Raw genomic sequence first — 21,157 nt, 5'->3', positions numbered from 1 at the left:
CTTTTTGTCAAAATAAATGGCTTTTCTTTTCGATGCTTTTTTCATTTTGGCAAAGTGCGTTTTATTAGACGAACGTTTCGATTCATGAGAAACTTTTTATGGGCCCAATAAAAAATTTTAGGAGGAATCGTATGTTTCGTCATCAGAAAGAATTGCAGTTTGAAGCTAAACCAGAAAAACCAAATCCGTTAGTTGCGAAATACCTTCAAGAATTAATCGGTGGACAATATGGAGAGATGAGTGTTGCCATGCAATACTTATTCCAAGGATGGAGCTGCCGTGGGGAAGAAAAATACAAAGACATGTTAATGGATATCGCTACTGAAGAGCTTGGACACGTTGAAATGTTAGCAACGATGGTTGCACGTCTACTGGAAGGTGCACCTGTGGAAGATCAAGAAGCGGCTATGAAAAAAGACCCAACGATCGGTGCGATCATTTCTGGAATGAATCCGCAACATGCCATCGTTGCCGGCTTAGGACCACGTCCTGCTGATAGCGTCGGCAATCCATGGTCAGGTGCGTATATCATTGCTAGTGGCAACTTACTTGCTGATTTCCGTGCCAACTTAAATGCGGAATCACAAGGTCGTCTGCAAGTAGCACGCATCTATGAAATGATCGATGACCGTGGGGTCAAAGACTTACTTTCGGTCTTATTAGCGCGTGATAGCTACCACCAAAATCTCTGGGCAGCTGCCGTGAAAGAATTGGAAGAAAACGAAGGCTCGATTTTAGTGCCGACTACCTTTGACCGCAAAAACGAACGCTTAGATATCGCTTATGATTTCTATAACTTCTCAGAAGGCGACCAAAGTAAAGAAGGCTCTTGGGCGAAAGGCAAAGCCCTTGATGGTGAAGGCGAATACCAATGGCTAGACGAACCAAAAGTCGAAGGAAAAGCGCCAAAACTCGATCAAGTCACACCAAAAATGTATGGCACACCGCCTGAAAAATAATTTGATCAAAAAGAGCAATTGTTTCTGAAACAGAAACCGTTGCTCTTTTTTCTTTGTCTGTTTGAGCAAGTTGGTTACGTTCCTGTCAAAAAAGCGTTAGAGTAGAATGTAGAGAAGAAAAGGAGGAATCATTTTATGAAAGCACCTTTACTGACATTAAACGACGGCAATTTACGCCCCGCAGTGGGCATCGGTACCTATCAGATCCGTGGTGGCGAAGGATTGAGCCAGCTGCAAGCAGCGATCGCCGACGGGTATCGCTTGATCGATTCTTCAACCAATTATGACAATGAAGGCATTGTCGGCAAAGCGATCCGTCGCTCTGGTATCCCACGTTCAGAATTTTATATCACCTCAAAATTACCAGGAAAATACCATGGCTATGATGATGCCTTAACCAGCATTCAAGAATCCCTTGCTCGCATGGGGCTCGACTACTTCGATGCCTTTTTGATCCACTGGCCATTACCAAAACGCGGCAAATATGTCGAAGCTTGGCAAGCCTTAGTGACCGCCCAAAAATTAGGCTTGATCCGTTCCATCGGCGTTTCCAATTTTGAACCAGAACATTTGGATGCCATCATTGAAGCAACTGGTGTGACCCCTGCACTAAATCAAATTGAGATCCATCCTTACTGGGTCCAAGAACGAATGGTCGCAGAAAACAAAAAGCGCGGCATCGTAACGGAAGCCTGGAGCCCATTAGGTCGTGGCAGCGATGCCCTGAAAGAACCACTGATCACTGAATTAGCTGAGAAATACCAAAAATCAGCTGGTCAAATCATCTTGCGCTGGCATGTGGATCGTGGCATTTTGCCCCTTCCAAAATCAAGAAACCTCGCCCATCAACGAGAAAATCTTGCGATCTTCGACTTTGAACTGACTGAAGATGAAATCAATCAAATCAATCAGTTAAACAAAGCAGACGGCCGCATCGATGGTCAAGACCCAAATGAGTATGAAGAATTTGAATAAACAATTTCAACTGAAAAAAACACCATAGCTATCTCTTGGCAGACAAAACCTCTCAAAAATCAGCGACCAGCTGCTTTTGAGAGGTTTTTTATGTAACCAAGGCTCCAGTGGTTAGCTTTGCGTGGATCAAAGTCGTACGATCAAAATATTCTTTTTGGCAGAAATTCCCTTGCTAGCAGTTCGATTTTCTTAAAGGTGACAAGCGTCAGCTAGGCGTTCATCACAGCTTTTAATCGAATGTCGGTTTCTCGAAAGAAGGTTGTCCTTCACTGTTTCGACACTTAAAGACAACAACGTTTCCCCGTTTTCCTTCAGCTTGAAAGGAATTTCCACATGCCCATCAGTGAACGTTACCCCCAAAACTCGTGTTTCTTGCGAGGAGGTCTTTTTCGGTAAATGAAGATGGCGAAATTCAGAATGCCACAAAATAGACTGGCGCCTCCTAGTAGTTTCACGATAGTCGGCAGCCCTCTTAAGCCCATATCTGCCATTGAAGAAACTGTGCCATTTTCATTAATCCTTCCCCAAAATTGGTATATTTGTTGTTCTAAGTGATTTAATCGCCTATCAAGAGGTTTTCTTTCGTATTCAGGAATTGTGGCATAACGTGGTGCTTTTATGTCTGCCAATATAGCTAAACGTGCTTCTGCAAAAATGTTGGGGTGCTCTGCCAATAGTTTTTGGGCTTTTTTTATCAATTCTCTAGGTGTCCCATCAGCAACCTTTACGCGGAAAAGAGAATAACTAGAAGGATTTCTTTCCAATCGAATCCCATCTATTGCTGTAATTGTTTCATCAATCTTATTTTCTATCAGTTTTTTACTAAGGTAAGTCTCTGGAAACGTTTCAGCATTCAAAAAAGATGTTTCTTCATGCAATTGAAAGCTCAACACATTGTTTTGATACCTTCTCAAAAACAATCCAGGAACAAAACCAACTCGCACCATTTCAGGTTTTAACTCAAAGGAGCGGTTGACAGGTTCTTCCTCACTAGGCAATAAATCTGATGTGGCTAAAGCTATCTCTTGGATCTTTCCATCAGCGATAAATCCATAGGATTCTGAGATTGACTTCTGTATAATCCTTTCAAGCTCTTCATAAGAAGTTCCCTTCAAACGAATTGTTGCAAAATCATTTTTATCTGGACCGGATAGAAGTTCACCACCAAAATATGAAAGTTCATAAAGTAATTTGTCTAAAACCGTTTCATGGTTTGACCCGAATTCTCGATTAAAGCGCTCCCTATCCAGTTGAAAATGGAGCCGATTGTTAATGAAGGTCACTTCTTCACCGGAATACTCTTCCGTCGTTACATCAGCGATAGTCGGCAACGGCGGCTCGGGATTTTCGGATAACCAAAATGACTGCTCTATGGGATAATAAGTCCTTTTGTTACTACTATCGACGGCGACCAATTCAAATTTACTTTCCTGTTGGTCACTAGAAAGAAAAAGCCTCGCCTCACCAAATGTTCGCTCCGTGAACTTTGGCTCTCCTATCGCTCTTTGATACAAATGCCGATCATATTCACCGTTCACATTGACATAGACTTCTTTCAGCATTTCCCCCTCACTTGGTGTCACTGCATAAATCAATTCAAAAAAGGGAACCATTAGTTCTGAATTGGGAAGTTCCGTGACGATTTCCAACAATGGTTCAGTGAGCGGCTCTGTGGGTTCTGGGGTAATCCTTTCGCTGTTGAGGATGTCGGCTATGACGCCTTGGGACTGGTCGGTTGGTCCTTCGGCTGCTAATACTTGCCAACTGGTCATATGATAGATGGCAAGAGCAAAGAAACACAGACTAAAGATTTTATAGATGGGAAAGATATTTTCAAAAAATTTCTCTTCGGTTGAATTTATTTGCGCAGCGACTTGCATTCACTTTGCTCCTTTCTTCTTTGGAGGTAACAGAATTCTATTAGAATTTAAGAATGGCCAACGAGAATCAGTTTTTACCTGATTGTCTATTCCTTTTCCGTCTTTCTGCCCTTTGACAAGCAAAAAGTTCAAATATAAACACAATAAAGCCGATAGAACCAAATCCTATCACTAACGCCATGCTGACAGTCACGCCGTGCCAACCCATACTCGTTAACGACGAAACTGTGCCATTCGGGTTGATGATTGCCCAGATAGGATAGTTCCGTTCTTCAAAGGTGCTCATAACACGCCATCGTCGTTTGTATTCGGCTGTGGTAGTATAGCCATAAATAATTTGCCTTCCTCTGATTATTACATACCCTTTTGAAAAGACTTCGGGATAATTCGTCAGTAGTTGCTGCCCTTTCTTCACTAAATTCCTTGGTGTATTTCCTCCTACAGCTATTTGCACATAAGGATAAGAAAGTCGATTTTCTTCTAAACGAATGCCATCAATCGCTGCAACAGCTTCGTCGATTTTTTCATTTATCAGTTTCTTACTGAGATAAGTTTCAGGAAACGACTCGGGATTTAAAAAAATGGTTTCTTCATGTAACTTAAAACCTACCACGTTGTCCTGATACCTTCGGAAAAACAAGCCCGGTACCCAGCCGATTTTTAACATATGCCGTTTAAACTCAACCGAGCGATCGACGGGTGCTGCTGTTTTGGGTAACTGGTCCACCTCAGCTAAAGTCATCTCTTCAATTTCTCCATCGGTAACAATACCAGAAGTAAATGTTTCTAAATCACGAAAGAATCTATTAAGCTCTCTATAAGGAGTTTGCTTTAACTGAATCGTTACTCTCTCATTCTTGTCTGGTCCAGCAATCAACGCCATGTCATAGTAAGAAAGTTCATCCAACAGCTGATCTAAACTCGTTTCGCCGTTTTGCTCGTTTATTCCTGTAAGTATCTCGTCATTATATTGGAGATGGAGACGATTATGTACAAAAGCTATCTTTCCTTCATAACGATCAAGTATTGATATGTCGGCAATAGTCGGCAACGGCGGTTCGGGATTTTCCGATAACCAAAATGACTGCTCTATGGGATAATAAGTCCTTTTGTTACTGCTATCGACAGCGACTAATTCAAATCGGCTCTCCTGTTCATCGGCAGAAAGAAAGAGACGAGCTTCACCGAATGTTCGCTCCATGACCTTCGGCTCCCCTATCGCTCTCTGATACAAATGCCGATCATATTCACCGTTCACATTGACATAGACTTCTTTCAGCATTTCCCCTTCACTTGGTGTCACTGCATAAATCAATTCAAAAAAGGGAATCATTAATTCTGAATCGGGTAGCTCTGTGACGATTTCCAGCAATGGTTCAGTGAGCGGCTCTGTGGGCTCTGGGCTATTCCTTTCGCTGTTGAGGATATCGGCTAAGATGCCTTGGGACTGGTCGGTTGATACTTCGTCTGCTGGTGCTTGTATGCTTGTAAAGTGATAAGTGGCAAGAGTAAAGAAGAGCAGGTAGCAGATTTTCAAGTGGCGAAAGAGTTCCCTAAAGACTCTCTCGACGATTGATTCCGCATAATCAATGAATTGCATCTATTTAACTCCCTTCTTTTATTGATTTGAGATACGCACCACATCGTATGCTGTATCAGATTCTAATTTGTTACACATTTGGAACCAAAAGGTTTACACAAAAACATTCTCTACCTTATAGAAATAAATCATTGCCTTTGAAGCACACCTTCGTAATGAAAGGAGATTCATTTGTCCTTCAATGAATTTCAACCCCAAAATTCATGTTTCTTGCGAGGAGGTCTTTTTCGGTAAATGAAGATGGCGAAACTCAGAATGCCACAAAATAGACCGGCGCCTCCTAGTAGTTTCACGATAGTCGGCAGCCCTCTTAAGCCCATTTTGTATATGGATGATACTGTGCCATTCCTATTGATGGTCGCCCAGATAGGATAGTTCCGTTCTTCAAAGGTGCTCATAACACGCCACCGTCGTTTGTATTCGGCTGTGGTAGTGTAGCCATAATTATTTTGCCTTCCTCTGATTATTACATACCCTTTTGAAAAGACTTCGGGATAATTCGTCAGTAGTTGTTGCCCTTTCTTCACTAAATTCCTTGGTGTATTTCCTCCTACAGCTATTTGCACATAAGGATAGGAAGGTCGATTTTCTTCTAAACGAACGCCGCCAATCGTTGCAACAGCTTCATCGATTTTTTCTTTTATCAGTGCCTTGCTAAGATAAGTTTCAGGAAACGACTCTGGATTTAAAAAAGCGGATTCCTCATGAAATTTGAACATTATCACATTGTCCTGATACCTTCGGAAAAACAAACCAGGTACCCAGCCGATTTTTAGCATCTCTGGTTTGAATTCTACAGAACGATTGACAGGTTCCTCTTTTTTTTGGAGACGATCAGCCGCTGCTAAAGTCATTTCTTCAATTTCTCCATCGGTAACAATGTCCTCAGTAAATGTTTTTAAATCACGAATAAATCTATTAAGCTCTCTATAAGGAGTTTGTTTTAACTGAATCGTTACTCGGGCATTCTTGTCTGGACCAGCAATCAATACCATGTCGTAATATGCAAGTTCATCAAGCAAATCATCTAAAAATTTTTTGATGAAGCCGATTGTTAATGAAGGTTACTTCTTCCCCATAATAATCTTCCGTCGTTACATCAGCGATAGTCGGCAACGGCGGCTCGGGATTTTCCGATAACCAAAATGACTGCTCTATGGGATAATAAGTCCTTCTGTTACTGCTATCGACGGCGACTAATTCAAATCGGCTCTCCTGTTCATCGGTAGAAAGAAAGAGACGAGCTTCACCGAATGTTCGCTCTGTGAATTCAGGTTCTCCCGCTTTTTTTTTGATACAAGTGCTGATCGTATTCGCCGTTCACATTGACATAGACTTCTTCTAATGTTTGCCCTTCGCTTGGTGTGACCGCATAAATCAATTCTAAAAAAGGAACCATCAATTCTGAATTCGGAAGTTCCGTGACAATTTCCAGCAATGGTTCAGTGAGCGGCTCTGTGGGTTCTGGGGTATTCCTTTCGCTGTTGAAGATGTCGGCTAAGACGCCTTGAGACTGGCCGGTTGGTACTTCGACTGCTGATACTTGCCAACTGGTCATATGATAGATGGCAAGAGCAAAGAAAAACAGGCTGAATATTTTATGATTTCCAAAGAAGTTTTCATAAATTTTCTCGTCGATAGATGCCGTGCAATCAGCGGATTTCATTCGCTTCACTCCTTTCACTTATGAAGGTCTAAACATTTTAAATGATCTGTTTAATAGCATTCATTGCCATCTGAGAATGACCTATGAGGATCAGTTTCTACCTGATTGCCTATTCCTCTTCCGTTTTTCTGCCCTTTGGCAAGCAAAAAGGTCAAATATAAACACAATAAAGCCGATAGAACCAAATCCTATCACTAACGCCATGCTAACAGTCACACCATCCCAGCCCATACTCGTTAACGACGTAATTTTGCCATTCGGATTGATGATTCCCCAGATAGGGTAGTTCCGTTCTTCAAAATTACTCCTAACACGCCATCGTCGTTTGTATTCGTCTGTGGTACCATAACCATAAATATTTTGCCTTTCTCTGATTATTACATACCCTTTTGAAAAGACTTCGGGATAATCAGTTAGTAGTTGTTGCCCTTTTTTTACTAAATTCCTTGGTGTATTTCCTGCTACCCCTACTTTTACACTAGGGTAGATGGGTTGATTTTCTTCTAAACGAACGCCGCCAATCGCTGCAACAGCTTCATCGATTTTTTCTTTTAGCAGCGCCTTACTGAGATAAGTTTCAGGAAATGACTCTGGATTTAAAAAAGTGGTTTCTTCATGCAGCTTGAAACCTACCACGTTGTCCTGATATCTTCGGAAAAACAAACCTGGTACCCAGCCGATTTTTAGGATCTCTGGTGTGAATTCTACAGAACGATTGACAGGTTCCTCTGTTTTTGGGAGACGTTCAGCCGCTGCTAAACCGATTTCCTCTCTACTCCCATTGGCAATCACATCATACGTAAATAACTTGAGATCAGAAATTAGTCTACCCAGTTCCTTGTAAGAGGTTTGGTTCAACTGGACCACTACTCGATCATTTCTGTCAGGCCCAGCAATCAGCTCCATATCGTAGTAGGAAAATTCATCAAGAACAAGGTCAAGCATCGTTTCGAACCCTCCCTCATTTTCTCGCGTAAAACTCTCACCGTTCAATTGGAGATGGAGCCGATTATTAATAAAGGTCACTTCTTCCCCATAATAATCTTCCGTCGTTACATCAGCGATAGTCGGTAACGGCGGTTTAGGATTTTCGGACAACCAAAATGACTGCTCAATAAAATAGCTACTGACAGCACCACCACTATCGACGGCGACCAATTCAAAGTAACTTTCCTTTTGGTCGCTAGAGAGAAAGAGTCGTGCCTCACCGAATGTTCGCTCCGTCACCTTGGGTTCCCCTATCGCTCTTTGATACAGATGCCGATCGTATTCGCCGTTCACATTGACATAGACTTCTTTCAGCATTTCCCCCGCACTTGGTGTTACCGCATAAATCAATTCTAAAAAAGGAACCATCAATTCTGAATTCGGAAGTTCCGTGACGATTTCCAGCAATGGTTCAGTGAGCGGACCTGTGGGTTCTGTAGTATTCCTTTCGCTGTTAAGGATGGCGGCTAAGGTGCCTTCTATCTGAATTGAATCAGCATCTGAAACCTCGGCTGCTTTTACAGGTAAAACTAAAAAGTGACAGATGGTGAAACAGATAAATAAAATACAAAGAATGGTACATAATGGATCTGCTCTATCAGCCTCTTTCTTACTCATTGCGGTTATGCGTTTATCTGATTGCATTCAATTCACTCCTTACATCTAAGGTTTTGGAAGTTTATGAAAAATGTTCATCAAATGATTATTTTTTCATTAGTTAAACATCAACTAATTGACAACCATTTGATGAACAACAAATTCAGATTCCTTATAAAGATTCTTATGCTGCTAAACGTTCAGACTCCACATTGGTCGTCTGAAGATTGTGAGCACTAGTTTCTGAGAGTTCGATTTGCAGCTTTTGAATATCTTCGTCAAATAGTTCATAACGAATTTTTTCAAAAATTTCTGCTAATTGTTGAAAGTTAGAGATATGGAAGAATTCACCACCTGTTTCCCTTGCAACATTATCGAGAAAGCGCTGATTAAGACCATTCCCCACCCCTATAGAATAAATTGTTACATCGTTTTCTTTAGCCTGTTGGATCAATTCTGCCTCTGGTGGACCTGAAATATTATTGTGGCCATCTGTAAGAACAACCATTACTTTTTTGGCGCTTTTTCGTCCATACTGTTCAAATTCTTGATTACCTTGTGCGATTGCTTGGTTTAAGGCAGTATTACCGCCAACTCGCCTAGGAAGCTGATCTGCAGCAAGTAACGGATTTAAAAATGAGAAATGCTTTGTCACCCTTGAATTAAAAGTGAATAAACCAATGCGATCATCATTAGTGAAAGCATTCTCATCCAAAAATAGTGATCGAGTTTCGTTGATCATACGCGAAAAATCATTTGAACTAATACTACTGGAATCATCGAGTAAAAATACAGTGTCGATTCCAGTATAAAATGATTCCTGTAAAATTATTGTGCCTACATCCGTAGTTACACTACCAGCAGTAGTTGAAATATTATTGACTCTACCTGCTGCATACCAAGGATGGTGGACTGTTATTCGATAATTGTGACCAGGAGCTTGACCAAAAAAATAAAACTTTCCTGATGAATTTGTCCATGTTTGTTCTAAAATCTCATTATCCTGATACAATCGAACACGTGCCCCCGCTACTGTATTACTGCTATAGTTCAAACTAACATTCCCATGAATCACAATACTTCCAATCTGTTTATCCACACCACGAGCTTTATTTAAAGCAGCCTCAGCATCCACTTGGTGATAAATCGATTTAGGTGTTTTTTCCCTAGTATCTTCGACTTTTGTGCCTGACTCTTTTGCAGATTCTGTAATGACTTCCTTAACCTGTGCACTCCTAAGCCCTGGATTTTCCGACCAGACAAGAGCGGCAAGACCAGCAACATGAGGTGCTGCCATGGAAGTACCGTTTTTATTAACATATAAGTCTTTGCTAACCGATGAAGCACTTTTTATCTTATGCCCTGGAGCAACAACATCTATAATCGTTCCATAATTTGAACTGCTCCACATTTCAATTTGATTGTTCAAATTCATTGTTGCTCCGACTGTTATAATACGTTCTCTTAATGGATGGTTTTCTCCTATATGTGAAAAAGATTGATTGTTTCTAGCATCCGCTGCACTATTGCCTGCAGAATGTACAATAACAAACTCATAGTTTTCATCAACTAATCGTTGAGTTTTTCTAATGAAAGGATTAAAATGTCCCAATTGTGGAAAGCGAAGTCCTCTCGCACCAATACTCACATTTACAACTTGGACCCCATTTTCGACATTCCATTTTAAACCACTTAATTGAGCAGAATTACTAGTTAAGAGTTTATACACCTTTACCTTATTACCATATTCGTCTTCCCTTATTTCTGAACCTATCGTATCAAAGGAATTATAACTAAGAAGATTCTGTCGTGAAATATTAATCACTCCACTGACTCCTAGTTGATTATCTTGAATGGCTCCGATCGTTCCCATAACATGCGTACCATGATCGGCTGTAAATAGATCCGTCTTTATTTTAGCGTTTGGATCATTTTGTATATTTTCAGCTGGTATTTGTAGGTCCTCATGCTTCCCCCATACACCATCATCGATAATCCCTACTTTGACATTCTCCCTTTCATGTGTGCCAAATGACGCCCATGCTTCGGGTAAATTAATCGCACGTAGCCCCCATTCACCGTTATTCCACCAAGGATCGTCAGGAAAATATTCCTTATTGCTCAGTGTTTCCACAGGGGTGACTTCGTTGATTGATGCATCATCTAATGTATCAAGATTTCCATCTTCAAAGACTTCTGGGAAATTTTCTATCATATCTTCAATCATTTCAATCAGCTCTTCTGCTGTACTTTCTTTCACTTGAACAGTAAGCTGACCGAGCCAATCAGGTTCGATCAATAAAGTGGCATCAATGGAAGCAAGTGCTTCTTCAATCATCTCTGGCGTTACATTTTTTCTTTTCTCAACGGTAGCTCCTGTAAGCCATAACTGGAAGCGATTATTCACAAAGGTGCGTTCATCTTCCCAAAAGAACTCCGTACTAATTTCTTCTGGTTTTGGTGAATCTGGAACAGGATGTTCCACCACTTTCACAGGTTGATCAACTTTATAACTTCCTGTCACACCACTACTATCAAAAGCCACGACCTCAATATGATTTTCTCCTTGTATCGGTCGGAAAAAGACTCTCCCTGTACCCAACTCACCCTTGGGCGTAATACCATTCCCGCCTTTCAGATACAAATAACTATCAAAATTACCGTTGATCTTCACATAGACTTCTATAATCTCATTGCCTATTGTTGGAGTTGCTGTATACTCAATGTCAATGAATGGGACAGTGACTTCTCCTTCTGGAAACGCTGTATGAACAATGATCATGGGTTCTTCGATCTCCTTTGGAATGTCAGGTTCTTTATAAGAAAATTGAAATACTGGATAGCCCTTATCAATGATCCAAGTATCTTCAAAGTCCCACCCATCGAATGTCCCTGACTGTGAAAATTCTTGCGTATCTTTTCCTTGAGGTCTAGCACCACTCGTTTGCTCGCCGCCGGCATTACTTAAATTTTGTGTGATACCAGCTATTTGCTGATCAAAATAATTCGTCCCTGCATATTGTTGCCGTGTGCCAAGATGTTGACCGGCAAAAGCACCTGCACGCTCTTGATTTCTTTCATCCGTATGGATCGTATTCGCTGCATAGCTGTTTTCAATGATCGCTGAATCATAGAATGTACCAACAAAGCCACCTAGTTCGGTTGTTCCAGTCACTGCTCCTCGTGCGTAAGAATTACTTACAGAGGCCGAGTTATACAACGCTCCGACAAAGCCCCCTGTATAGCGCACAGCCTCGACAGAACCATAAGCCGCAGATTGGTCAACCGTTGAACGATCGTAAATGACTCCAGCAAAGCCGCCATTGTAGGACCCTTTGCCGATTACTTTCGCATGTGTCAGTGTTTGCCGCACTTCACTTCCTTCATAAATTGCCCCAAATGCCCCTCCGGCATAGGAGCCTCTTCCCTGTACACTGCTTTCAGTATCGACAATGTTTTTCGTTACTAATGTGCCATTGCTGTGCGCCTGAGCAGAGTATCCATAAGTAACCCCAGCTATCCCTCCAGCATAGGAATACGCCTCTACCTTGGCACGATTGATTGCATTATCGAATAATGAAGAGTTACGAGCAGCACCGACAAGTCCTCCGGCGTAATTGCTAACGCCATTTGTCAGGACATTGATATGTTCTACCTGATTATTTTCCAGTCGTGTATTATCTCCAGAATAACCAATCAGCCCGCCGGCATACCCAAGCAGCGCCGTGGCTCTAACTGTATGCCCGTTGCCAATCACCTGATTGTTTTCTAAAACGGCACCATTGTTTGTTACATGCGTCGTTCGCCCTGCAATGACACCAACAGCGGAAGATCCTAGGATATCTCCACCAAGTGCAACGGTCACATTTTTGATTGTCGCTCCATTGACTGAACCAAATAAACCTAAAAAACTACTACCTGTTCGATTTATCCGCAACCCACTGATCGTATGGCCATTACCATTGAACACACCCGTAAAGTTTGGGATCGGTAGCCATCCTTGATTCGCAGTATTTGTATTAGAACGATAGTCGGATAGATCAATGTCCTTAACTAGCTTAAAATTCCCGTTTAGTTCCTTACGTATTAAGGTATCTAATTCTTCTGCTGAATGAATCTCTGTATATTCGATACCATCTTCACTATTTTGCTTTTGTTCTGTAGAAGTAACGGCTTCTACCACATTGTCAGCATAACGACCAAATGGAAATAGATTAAGTACAAGGACAACGATCAGTCCGACAAGCAGATACTTATGTAGTTTCCGACTCCTTCGCTTGTCTGTTTCTTCACAATAACTTTTATCACCTAACATTCTCTTTTCTTTTTTCATATTCTTCCTCTCCTTCTTATCGAAAAATTGATACCCACTACCTACTCCATAAGCTGCTCCTTTCTAATCAACGGTTTGTAGATTTTTTATTCATTATTTGTTGTCTTGCTGTAGCTCCCAAGCTAATTATACCGAGCGGGAAGTTAAACAACAATCGTTTTTGTAGTATTTTATTCATATTTTAGCTAATATTTTATATAATTTTATTTTTAAAGACCATTATTAAGTAAAAATACATAATTCCAGTTTAAGCCTTCTTTGCTTGAATCGCTTTTTCATCCCTATGCTCCGGCCCTTTTCTAACAAGTAAGCAAAAAAAGACATTCTCTCGCAAGGAGAAAATGTCTTGAATGGTTTCTTTGACCGTCTTATTTCGCTAAGGAACGACTAACTCTTGACTTACAGCTGATAATGGATCGCTTCTTGGTACTTTTCAAACAGGGACTGGTTCAATTCATCCCCGCCATCTAGGTTCGCTGAATAAAAAATCGGCGGATAGTCGACACCGGCTTCTTTTAGTTTTTGGCAAACTTCAACGATGATCGCATTTAAGATCGTTGCACCGACTACGGTGGATGTGGGGCCGACTTTTTGTTCGACGTCAGGAATCGTACACGCAGCATCGCCAATCTCCCCATGATTGTCGATGACGATATCCGCCGTTTCAAATAAACGCAAGCCTGATGTATGGCGGCTTCTGACTGTTTTCGAATAGGTAAGGTTCGTTAATGCGATGATCTTGACCCCTTTTTCTTTAGCATGAAGCGCCATATCGATGATAACTGGGTTTCGCCCAGACACCGAATGCAAGATCAGCACATCACCTGCTGTAAAGGGTTGGGTCGCCGCCAAGGCACTACCGTAGCCTTCTAAACGCTCCATTTTACTAGTGAAGGTGATTGGGCTGCGATCAAGCATCAGTTCTCTTCCAAAGATCGCATTGATGGTCATCATGCCACCTGCTCGATAATACATCTCTTCAGCTAAGATCCCAGCGTGACTTGCGCCAAAAATGTAGATGGCTTTTTTGGTCAAGTTGGCTTGCGTCAGTAATTCAATGGCTTGCTCAATCGCTGGTGCTTCTTTTTCTTCTACAATAGACAATAATTCTTTTGCTTTTTCAAAGTATTGAAACATTTAAAACCCTCCAAACAGCTTGCCGATCAATTCACCAAGGATGCCCCATAGAGATAAATCGTTCCCACCGAAAATCAAGATCCAGTTTTGAATCGTCGTTGAGAACAACGCTGCAGAGATCCCAACGAGTGCTACCATAACGACAGAAGCTGTGATCGTACCAATAATGGCACCTCGCAAGCCCCCTTGTCCTTCGCCAATCACCGCAGCACCGCCACATTCAAAGAAGCTGGTGATGACTAAAGGAACGATCAAAATACCAAAGACGTTGGTCGTATTGGCAATGACCACTAAAATCGTTGAGGTGATCATCGCCACGATAAAGCCGATGATTACAGCATTTGGACGATAGTTGAACAAGATGGGCACATCAAAAGCTGGTTTCGCTCCAGGAACGACTTTTTCTGCGATCCCTTGAAAGGCGGGAATGATTTGGTTGATCAATAGACGTACCCCATACAACATGATCAATAGTCCTGCACCGAAGTTCAAGCCAGCATCAACCGCAAACATCACCAAGTTGCCCCCTTCAGGAACTAATACGGGCGCAATCAAACCGATAACGATATTCATCAAAAACATCACTAACGCGCCAGTAATCGATATTTCACGGAAAAACGAGAGATTTTCTGGCACTTTCAAATCTTCCGTCGATTTTTCTTTGTTTCCGACCCGTTTTGCAACAAAGCCTGAAACCAATGACAAGATCCCCGTTGGATGACCGATCAAGAATGAATCATCGCCTGTGGCATCCCATACATATTTACGCATGATCCATGGCATGAAGGACCAGTAACAAGCAGATAGAACCGCCCCTAAAATCAACAATGGGATTCCGGTAAGTCCGCCTTCAACGCCCCCAGCGACGATGACGAACGGGAACCACCACAACATGTGACCGGTGAGGAAAATCGTCTTCACAGGTGTAAAGCGAGCAATCAATAAATGAATGACAAGTCCGAAAAACATCGCTAAACCAACTGTTCCGCCGTATTCTGCCGTAAAGGTGATGTCAGAGAGTCCATCTGACACAGCAACGCCTAATTGGGTTTGAACCGCTGCATTGATCGGTGCGATCGTTCCCACCAACATATTTACCCCAGCCGTCAATGCCACCATCCCGAAGGAAGCTGTTAAGGTTCCTTTAACGACTTCTGCAAAAGGTTTTCTTTGTACCAATAACCCAATCATGGCAATGATCCCCAGTAGGACTGGCGGATTTTTTAAAATATAATCCGTGACAAAATTCATGATTATCCCTCTCTTTCAGCTAAAAATTTTTCCATTTGCTGTTTGACTTCTTCTTTATCCATATACTTTTTGATTGGATAAACGGGTGCTTTCACGGATGCTTTTAACTCATTCAATAATTCATTACTCGTAAAATAAACATCTGCTGGTGTCGCTTTTGCCGTCGATAAATCAGTATTCTCGGCAGTTGCCGTCAACCCTAACTCTTTGATCACCTTGTCGATCGTCATTTTCAATACCATTGAGCTTCCTACACCAAATCCACATACTGCTAAAATTTTCATATCTTTTTCCTCCTATTGGAATAATTGACAAATTTGTTCCCGATCGCCATTTAATATCACGTTGTATTTTTCTTCATCCATAAAGATCGCCATGATCTCTTTCAAGCTTTCTAGATGGCTTTGACTATCTGCGGCGGCTAAGACAAGAAATATCCGCACCGGTTTGCCCTCAAGATCGATGGGCTGTTTCGTTACTAAAAGGCTCATACTTTGTTCCAAAACCCCTTCTCCAGGACGGGCATGCATCAGCGCAAAGTAATCCGCCAACACCATATAAGGACCATTTTCTTCCACGCTTTGAATCATCGCTTCGATGTAAGCTGACGTAATCAGCGCTTCATCCAGCAAGGGCTGGCTGGCTATTTTTACGGCTGAGCGCCAATCTGCCACTGTCTCATCCGTTTGTATATGCTTTTCAGGCAAAGAATCCTTCACTTTCATTCTGATTTAACCTCCAACATTTTTGATAGGAACCATTCTTTGTTTTCGATTCCTTGCATGATCAATTTCATCATTGGTTCCACCTTTTGCGTCTCATCCTCTCGGATCATCAATAAAATAATGATGTCGGCTTTTTGGTTGCCCCATTCTACTGGCTGATCCAAAAGCAGGATCGAGATCGCTGTTTTTTCGACATAATTCGGATTGCCATGAGGGATGGCAAAGCCATTATCTAAATAGGTTGATTGTAGCTGCTCTCTTTCAATGACGGATTGCTGAAACTTCGCTTTTCGTTTTTCATCACTAAAAGGGGTTTGTTCGATCAGAAAATTGATGGCTTCTGTTTTGCTGGCAAATCGCTCGAAAAAGACCGTTGGCTGGATCATCGATTGGGCTTGAAGAAGTAAACCATTTTGATCGACCGCCGCCTCATTATCGATGACTAAATCGATGTAGTGATTCATGATCCGCTTCATGTCACGATTGGTCACCATAGGCGAGATCCTCACCACAGGTTTTTGAATCCCGACAAGATCGATGGTTGAAATAATAAAATCGATCGCCGAGATGTCCATCTGCTTTAATTTTTCTACTGAAACGGTTTCGATACTGTCGATCTCTGGCAGAATGCGACGAATTTTCGCAGAGACAAACGAGCTAGTGCCGACGCCATTGGGACAGACAAAAATGATTTTGTTCATGCGGCGCATTCGCTCGATCGCTGCTTGAAAATGTATCGTGACAAATCCGATCTCATCATCAGAGATCCCCACTTGATACGCTTTCAAAAAATCATGGAGCGAGAACCAGACCACGCCATACAAGGCAGGATAGTTTTGTTTGATTTCCTCTAACAAAGGGTTGATGACTGTGGTTTGCGCTTCGATCCGCAACAGCAGTTGATACAGATGGATCGTCACATCTTCTTCCAATCGATTGTCTTGGGTCAAGTCGGTGCCTAAGCCTTCGCTGATTTTTTGAATCAAGTTGCGCACTTTTCCCCGAAAGACGAAAGGAACTTTTTCACTTTTCATAAAAAATTTCAAGCCGCTACCGACAATCAGGTAGGTTAGATATTGCACTTCTTTTGGTGAAAATTGATAAATGTGCTGTTCTTCGATTTCTTTCAGTAGCTCATAAACTAACGGATATTTGTCGAACTCCAAAAACAGTTTCCCCACTTGACGATTTTCTTCAATCACTAAGTTTTCCGCATGACTCGCCCGTTCGATCAGCAGCACGATGGAAAGGACGATACTTTGGATATAGCTGTCGGGCATTTCCACTTGTTTTTCCACTAACGCTCGACGAAACGCCTGATTTACTTCCTGGTATTTCTCAGGTTCCACCAACAAGGAAAACGCCGCTGGTTGATCCAGCATCATTAAGCAAAAGCGTTTCAGCACCCGATGGATCTGGGATTCACTTCCTTCAAAAAATGTACCTGAATTATCAAATCTCAGACGTAAGCTTTCTTTTTGAAACAGTTCTTTTAAATAAGAAATATCTTTTGCAATACTGCTACGGGAAACGAAATAATCCTCTGCTAACTGCTGATAGCTGAGGTGCTCGCCAGCAATCAACCGTTTAAAAATCAAAATCCTTCGTTCCGATGTCCCCGAATAATTCATTTTCATACGCTCACCCTCTACCTCTATTTTATTGCTACTGTACCAAATTAGAAGGCTAATTGTTAGATTAAAGAATGATTAAAAGGAGTGTACACTTTGATTTTCAAGGCTCCTGCAGGCATTTTATAACAATTTCAAGGCGCTTTTTTTCACAATCTGCCGCCTTTCTCTTATAATTAAGCTAGGATTTATATAGGAGGAGATAACATGAAATGGCGTGGGGGTAGACAAAGCAGAAATGTCGATGATCGAACGGGGCGATCATCTGGCTCAGGCGGGATGCTGGCTGCTGGTGGCGGGATCGGTACGGTGATCATCGCTGTTTTATTTTTCCTGTTTAGCGGTGGTGATTTAAATTCGCTGCCGGATGTCTTGGGTGGCAGCGGTCAAGCAGCCAATTACCAGACAGAAAATGTGGGCACCAGTGAGTACACGGAGGAAAAAGAGTTTTCCGCAGTCGTATTCGGCTATTTAGAAGATTATTGGCAAGACGTTTTTCAAGAGCGGCAAGAAACCTATCAAGACCCGACACTCGTATTATTTACGGGAAGCGTGCAGTCGGCATGCGGCTATGCCACGTCACAGGTTGGTCCGTTTTATTGCCCAGCAGATGAGAATGTGTACCTTGATCTTAGCTTTGCCAATGAGCTTTCCGATAAATATGGCGCAAGCGGCGACTTCGCAATGGCCTATGTCATCGCCCATGAAGTCGGTCATCATGTGCAAAATGAGCTGGGGATCACCCAACAATTGGACAAAATCCGCCAGCAAGTTTCAGAAAAGGAATACAATCAGTACAGCGTTCGTTTGGAACTGCAAGCTGACTACTTAGCTGGTACTTTTGCGAAATACTTGCAAGGCGAAACCTATCAAGGACAACCGATCTTAGAAGCTGGCGACATTCAAGAAGCAATCACAGCTGCCAATGCCATCGGGGATGATACGCTGCAAAAAGAATACCAAGGCTATGTTGTTCCAGATAGTTTTACGCACGGCACATCGCAGCAACGCGTGGACTGGTTTAACCGTGGCTATCGTTATGGTGACTTAGCACATGGCGACACCTTTAATGTCGATAGCCTTGACTTGAGCAAGTAGCTTCAACTAAAAAATCACTCCGAAACAGCATGAACCGCCTGCTGCTTCGGAGTGATTTTAGGTTCTTGTTGCCCCTTCAAGCCTTTTGGTGAAGGGACGCTTTACGCTTTCTTAACTTTCGCAATGATTTTTTCGCAAAAACGTGCCTGCTTCGTCATACTTTTTTCACATTTCGAGACTATTATATAAGCATACCAACAAACAACCCTAACACTTTTTCATTTTTACTCCTTTGCCTGTCAGTCCCCGCTGACAGGCTCTTTTTTTGTCTTTTGATTGATATACTCAGACCTGCAAGTCTTTGCGCTCGTAACGGTAAAAGGTGCCAAAGAAACACAATACACCGATCAGCAGTACCCATAGGACTGATGTGGCGCCGTTATCCATGAGTTGGACGGGTAATGCGTAAGCTTATCGCAATCGTTCCCCATTGTTCTTGATCATAGTCAAACTCCTGTCTTCCATTCGATAATAGCGATCAAATTTCACGGTTGAAAGTTCTTGGTGTGTAATTACAATCAAAATCTTTTTCTCACCAAAAATGTCAAATATTGCTTTGTAAATTTCGTTACTTGTTTTCATGTCTAAAGAAGAGGTAGGTTCATCTAGAATAATAACGTCAGGATTTCTAAGTATTATCCTGCTTAAAGCAATTCTTTGTTTTTGCCCTGTAGATAGATTCATATCTTTTTTATAAATACTTTCGTAGCCATCAGGTAACTTAATGATAAACTCGTGTGCTTGTGCTTTCTTCGCTGCTTCAATCACCTGCGCCTCCGTTACGTTAGGATCGGAAGAACCAAATTTGATGTTTTCCAAAAGTGAGGTTTCAAACAGAAAAATGTCTTGTGACATAAATCCTATGCACTCTCTGATGCTATACAGGTTTAGCCTCTCAAAATCGACACCATTCATCTCAATTATTCCTTCTGTTTGCTTGAGAAATCCTAGCATTAAATGAACGAATGTGGTCTTGCCAACTCCACTTTTGCCTGTTATACATATTTTTTCACCCAACGTAATAGAAAAGCTACTATCTTTTATTAAATAATCTTGACTATTATGAACTTTATAGCTAATATTTTTAAGATCAATTTTATATATACTATCTAACGTTACACCATCTTCATTTTTAATCACCTGTTCATGCTTTTCAGGTACATATTTTGAGTAACGCGCACAGGAAACAATCGCAGATTGAAATTCACTCATTACTTGAGTAAGTCGAGTAATCGGCCATTCTATTCTGTCAACATAGTTTAAAAGTATCAATAAAGAACCTATAGTCATTCTCCCATTAACGACTTGTGAGCCACCAATCCATAGTACGAATAACATGTTTACCCAATAAATAACCATTGTCGCACTTGCATATCGGATATACTTTACTTGTTGCACTTTTAGAGGGATAAGAGAATCAAATAGTTCACTTAATGTTTTAATAATCTGGCTTTGTTTATTAAAAATCCTTATTTGATTGAAGCCCCCTGCCTCTTCTTCGATCTTTGCATTGATTTCTACCTGTTTTTTCTGAACGAGCGAAGAAGCTTGTTTGATTTTACTTTTGAAAATTATAGGTAAGAATAAATAGAATGGGATGGACAGGAGTGAGAGAATTGCTATCTTAGGCTCTAAATAAACTAAGATACTAATCGTTGAAATTAGTGTTATGGTGTACTCCACGGTATCTTTGAATGTTTTCGAAATCAATGATGCTATTTCAGGTATGTTTTTATTATAAACATTTAGTAAGTCACCTTGTGTGGAAAAACTCAGGGAATTATTCTCATCATAAAAAAAATGGCTACTGAGCTGCTTTCTAAGATTTGCTACAATTTCTTCGTTGATTTTGCTACTTAAAATAGGCAAGATTAACGCTAATAGGATACTGACTAAAGCAGCTATCACATACAATGGAACTATATATTTTAATAAATCAAATTGCTGATTCGTTAAAATTTCATCTAGTAATATCTTATTTAACCAAGGGATCGAAAATGAAATGAGTAAGCTTATCAGCACAAGAACAATTACTATCACTATCTTCATCAATCTACTTATTAATAGTTCATACAGAAGGTTCATTTACCGAATAAATCACTCCTAACCTAGTTAATCATTCTTTTGATGCGACCTTTGCTTCATGAGTATTCAACCAAATGAGCAACTCTTTCTTCTTCTCAAAACGTTCATTTTCCTTTATCAAATAAAAATCCCTGTACGTACACCTCCCCTCGCTTCTATCCTTTTCGTTTTAAAGCATGAAGTTATTCCAATGGTTCAAAACGGAGATAGAGGGTCTCTTTGAGAAAAAAGGA

At 41.3% G+C, this 21,157-nt stretch carries 13 protein-coding genes and 1 pseudogene; 3 read left to right on the top strand and 11 right to left on the bottom strand.

The window, feature by feature from the left end; translation table 11 throughout:
* Positions 1 to 131: 131 nt before the first annotated feature.
* Both IGI82_RS05160 and IGI82_RS05155 read left to right on the top strand, forming a co-directional pair.
* On the top strand, positions 132 to 959 hold the full coding sequence (locus IGI82_RS05160) for a manganese catalase family protein (RefSeq protein WP_005225417.1): 828 nt from the start codon (positions 132 to 134) through the stop codon (positions 957 to 959).
* A gap of 135 nt (positions 960 to 1,094) precedes the next feature.
* Positions 1,095 to 1,934, top strand: coding sequence for an aldo/keto reductase (locus IGI82_RS05155; protein WP_016610001.1), 840 nt, complete (start codon positions 1,095 to 1,097; stop codon positions 1,932 to 1,934).
* Positions 1,935 to 2,284: 350 nt separating this feature from the next.
* Here the strand turns inward: IGI82_RS05155 and IGI82_RS05150 are convergent, their stop codons facing one another.
* From IGI82_RS05150 to IGI82_RS05105, 10 genes and pseudogenes are all read right to left on the bottom strand, one after another.
* The gene (locus IGI82_RS05150) at positions 2,285 to 3,814 is read right to left on the bottom strand and encodes a hypothetical protein (RefSeq protein ID WP_438841821.1); all 1,530 of its coding nucleotides are present in this window, start codon (positions 3,812 to 3,814) and stop codon (positions 2,285 to 2,287) included.
* Positions 3,815 to 3,881: 67 nt separating this feature from the next.
* Entirely contained in the window at positions 3,882 to 5,414 is a 1,533-nt protein-coding gene (locus IGI82_RS05145) for a hypothetical protein (protein WP_438841820.1), read from the bottom strand.
* 188 nt (positions 5,415 to 5,602) lie between these two features.
* A pseudogene (locus IGI82_RS05140) lies at positions 5,603 to 7,080 on the bottom strand (hypothetical protein).
* A 90-nt stretch (positions 7,081 to 7,170) separates the two neighbouring features.
* A complete protein-coding gene (locus tag IGI82_RS05135) occupies positions 7,171 to 8,712 on the bottom strand; it encodes a hypothetical protein (protein WP_438841819.1) in 1,542 nt (513 codons plus the stop codon).
* Between the two features lie 136 nt (positions 8,713 to 8,848).
* A complete protein-coding gene (locus tag IGI82_RS05130; protein ID WP_438841818.1) occupies positions 8,849 to 12,997 on the bottom strand; it encodes a S8 family serine peptidase in 4,149 nt (1,382 codons plus the stop codon).
* A gap of 399 nt (positions 12,998 to 13,396) precedes the next feature.
* Complete coding sequence (locus IGI82_RS05125; RefSeq protein WP_438841817.1) at positions 13,397 to 14,134, bottom strand: SIS domain-containing protein; 738 nt, start codon at positions 14,132 to 14,134, stop codon at positions 13,397 to 13,399.
* Positions 14,135 to 15,385 carry a PTS ascorbate transporter subunit IIC gene (locus IGI82_RS05120; RefSeq protein ID WP_015509221.1) on the bottom strand — a complete coding sequence of 417 codons (1,251 nt, stop codon included), beginning with the start codon at positions 15,383 to 15,385 and terminating at the stop codon, positions 14,135 to 14,137.
* Between the two features lie 2 nt (positions 15,386 to 15,387).
* Positions 15,388 to 15,669 (bottom strand): PTS sugar transporter subunit IIB, encoded by a 282-nt coding sequence (locus IGI82_RS05115; RefSeq protein WP_005225413.1) that lies wholly within the window; start codon positions 15,667 to 15,669, stop codon positions 15,388 to 15,390.
* Between the two features lie 12 nt (positions 15,670 to 15,681).
* Positions 15,682 to 16,110, bottom strand: a complete 429-nt coding sequence (locus IGI82_RS05110) for a PTS sugar transporter subunit IIA (RefSeq protein WP_375818518.1) — start codon at positions 16,108 to 16,110, stop codon at positions 15,682 to 15,684.
* On the bottom strand, positions 16,107 to 17,747 hold the full coding sequence (locus IGI82_RS05105) for a BglG family transcription antiterminator (RefSeq protein WP_438841816.1): 1,641 nt from the start codon (positions 17,745 to 17,747) through the stop codon (positions 16,107 to 16,109). Before IGI82_RS05105 ends, IGI82_RS05110 begins: the two co-directional genes overlap by 4 nt.
* Before the next feature lie 201 nt (positions 17,748 to 17,948).
* Here IGI82_RS05105 and ypfJ point away from each other — a divergent pair, with 201 nt between their 5' ends.
* Positions 17,949 to 18,839: a KPN_02809 family neutral zinc metallopeptidase gene (ypfJ, locus tag IGI82_RS05100; protein ID WP_010747705.1), complete on the top strand. Its 891-nt coding sequence runs from the start codon at positions 17,949 to 17,951 to the stop codon at positions 18,837 to 18,839.
* 411 nt (positions 18,840 to 19,250) lie between these two features.
* On the opposite strand, the gene IGI82_RS05095 is transcribed toward ypfJ, so the two are convergent.
* Positions 19,251 to 20,888: an ABC transporter ATP-binding protein gene (locus IGI82_RS05095; RefSeq protein ID WP_438841815.1), complete on the bottom strand. Its 1,638-nt coding sequence runs from the start codon at positions 20,886 to 20,888 to the stop codon at positions 19,251 to 19,253.
* Positions 20,889 to 21,157 lie beyond the last annotated feature (269 nt).

The organism is Enterococcus sp. AZ067 (assembly GCF_051715005.1).
Classification (GTDB): Bacteria; Bacillota; Bacilli; order Lactobacillales; family Enterococcaceae; genus Enterococcus_D; species Enterococcus_D casseliflavus.
This window is presented reverse-complemented; position numbering and strand designations above follow the sequence as displayed.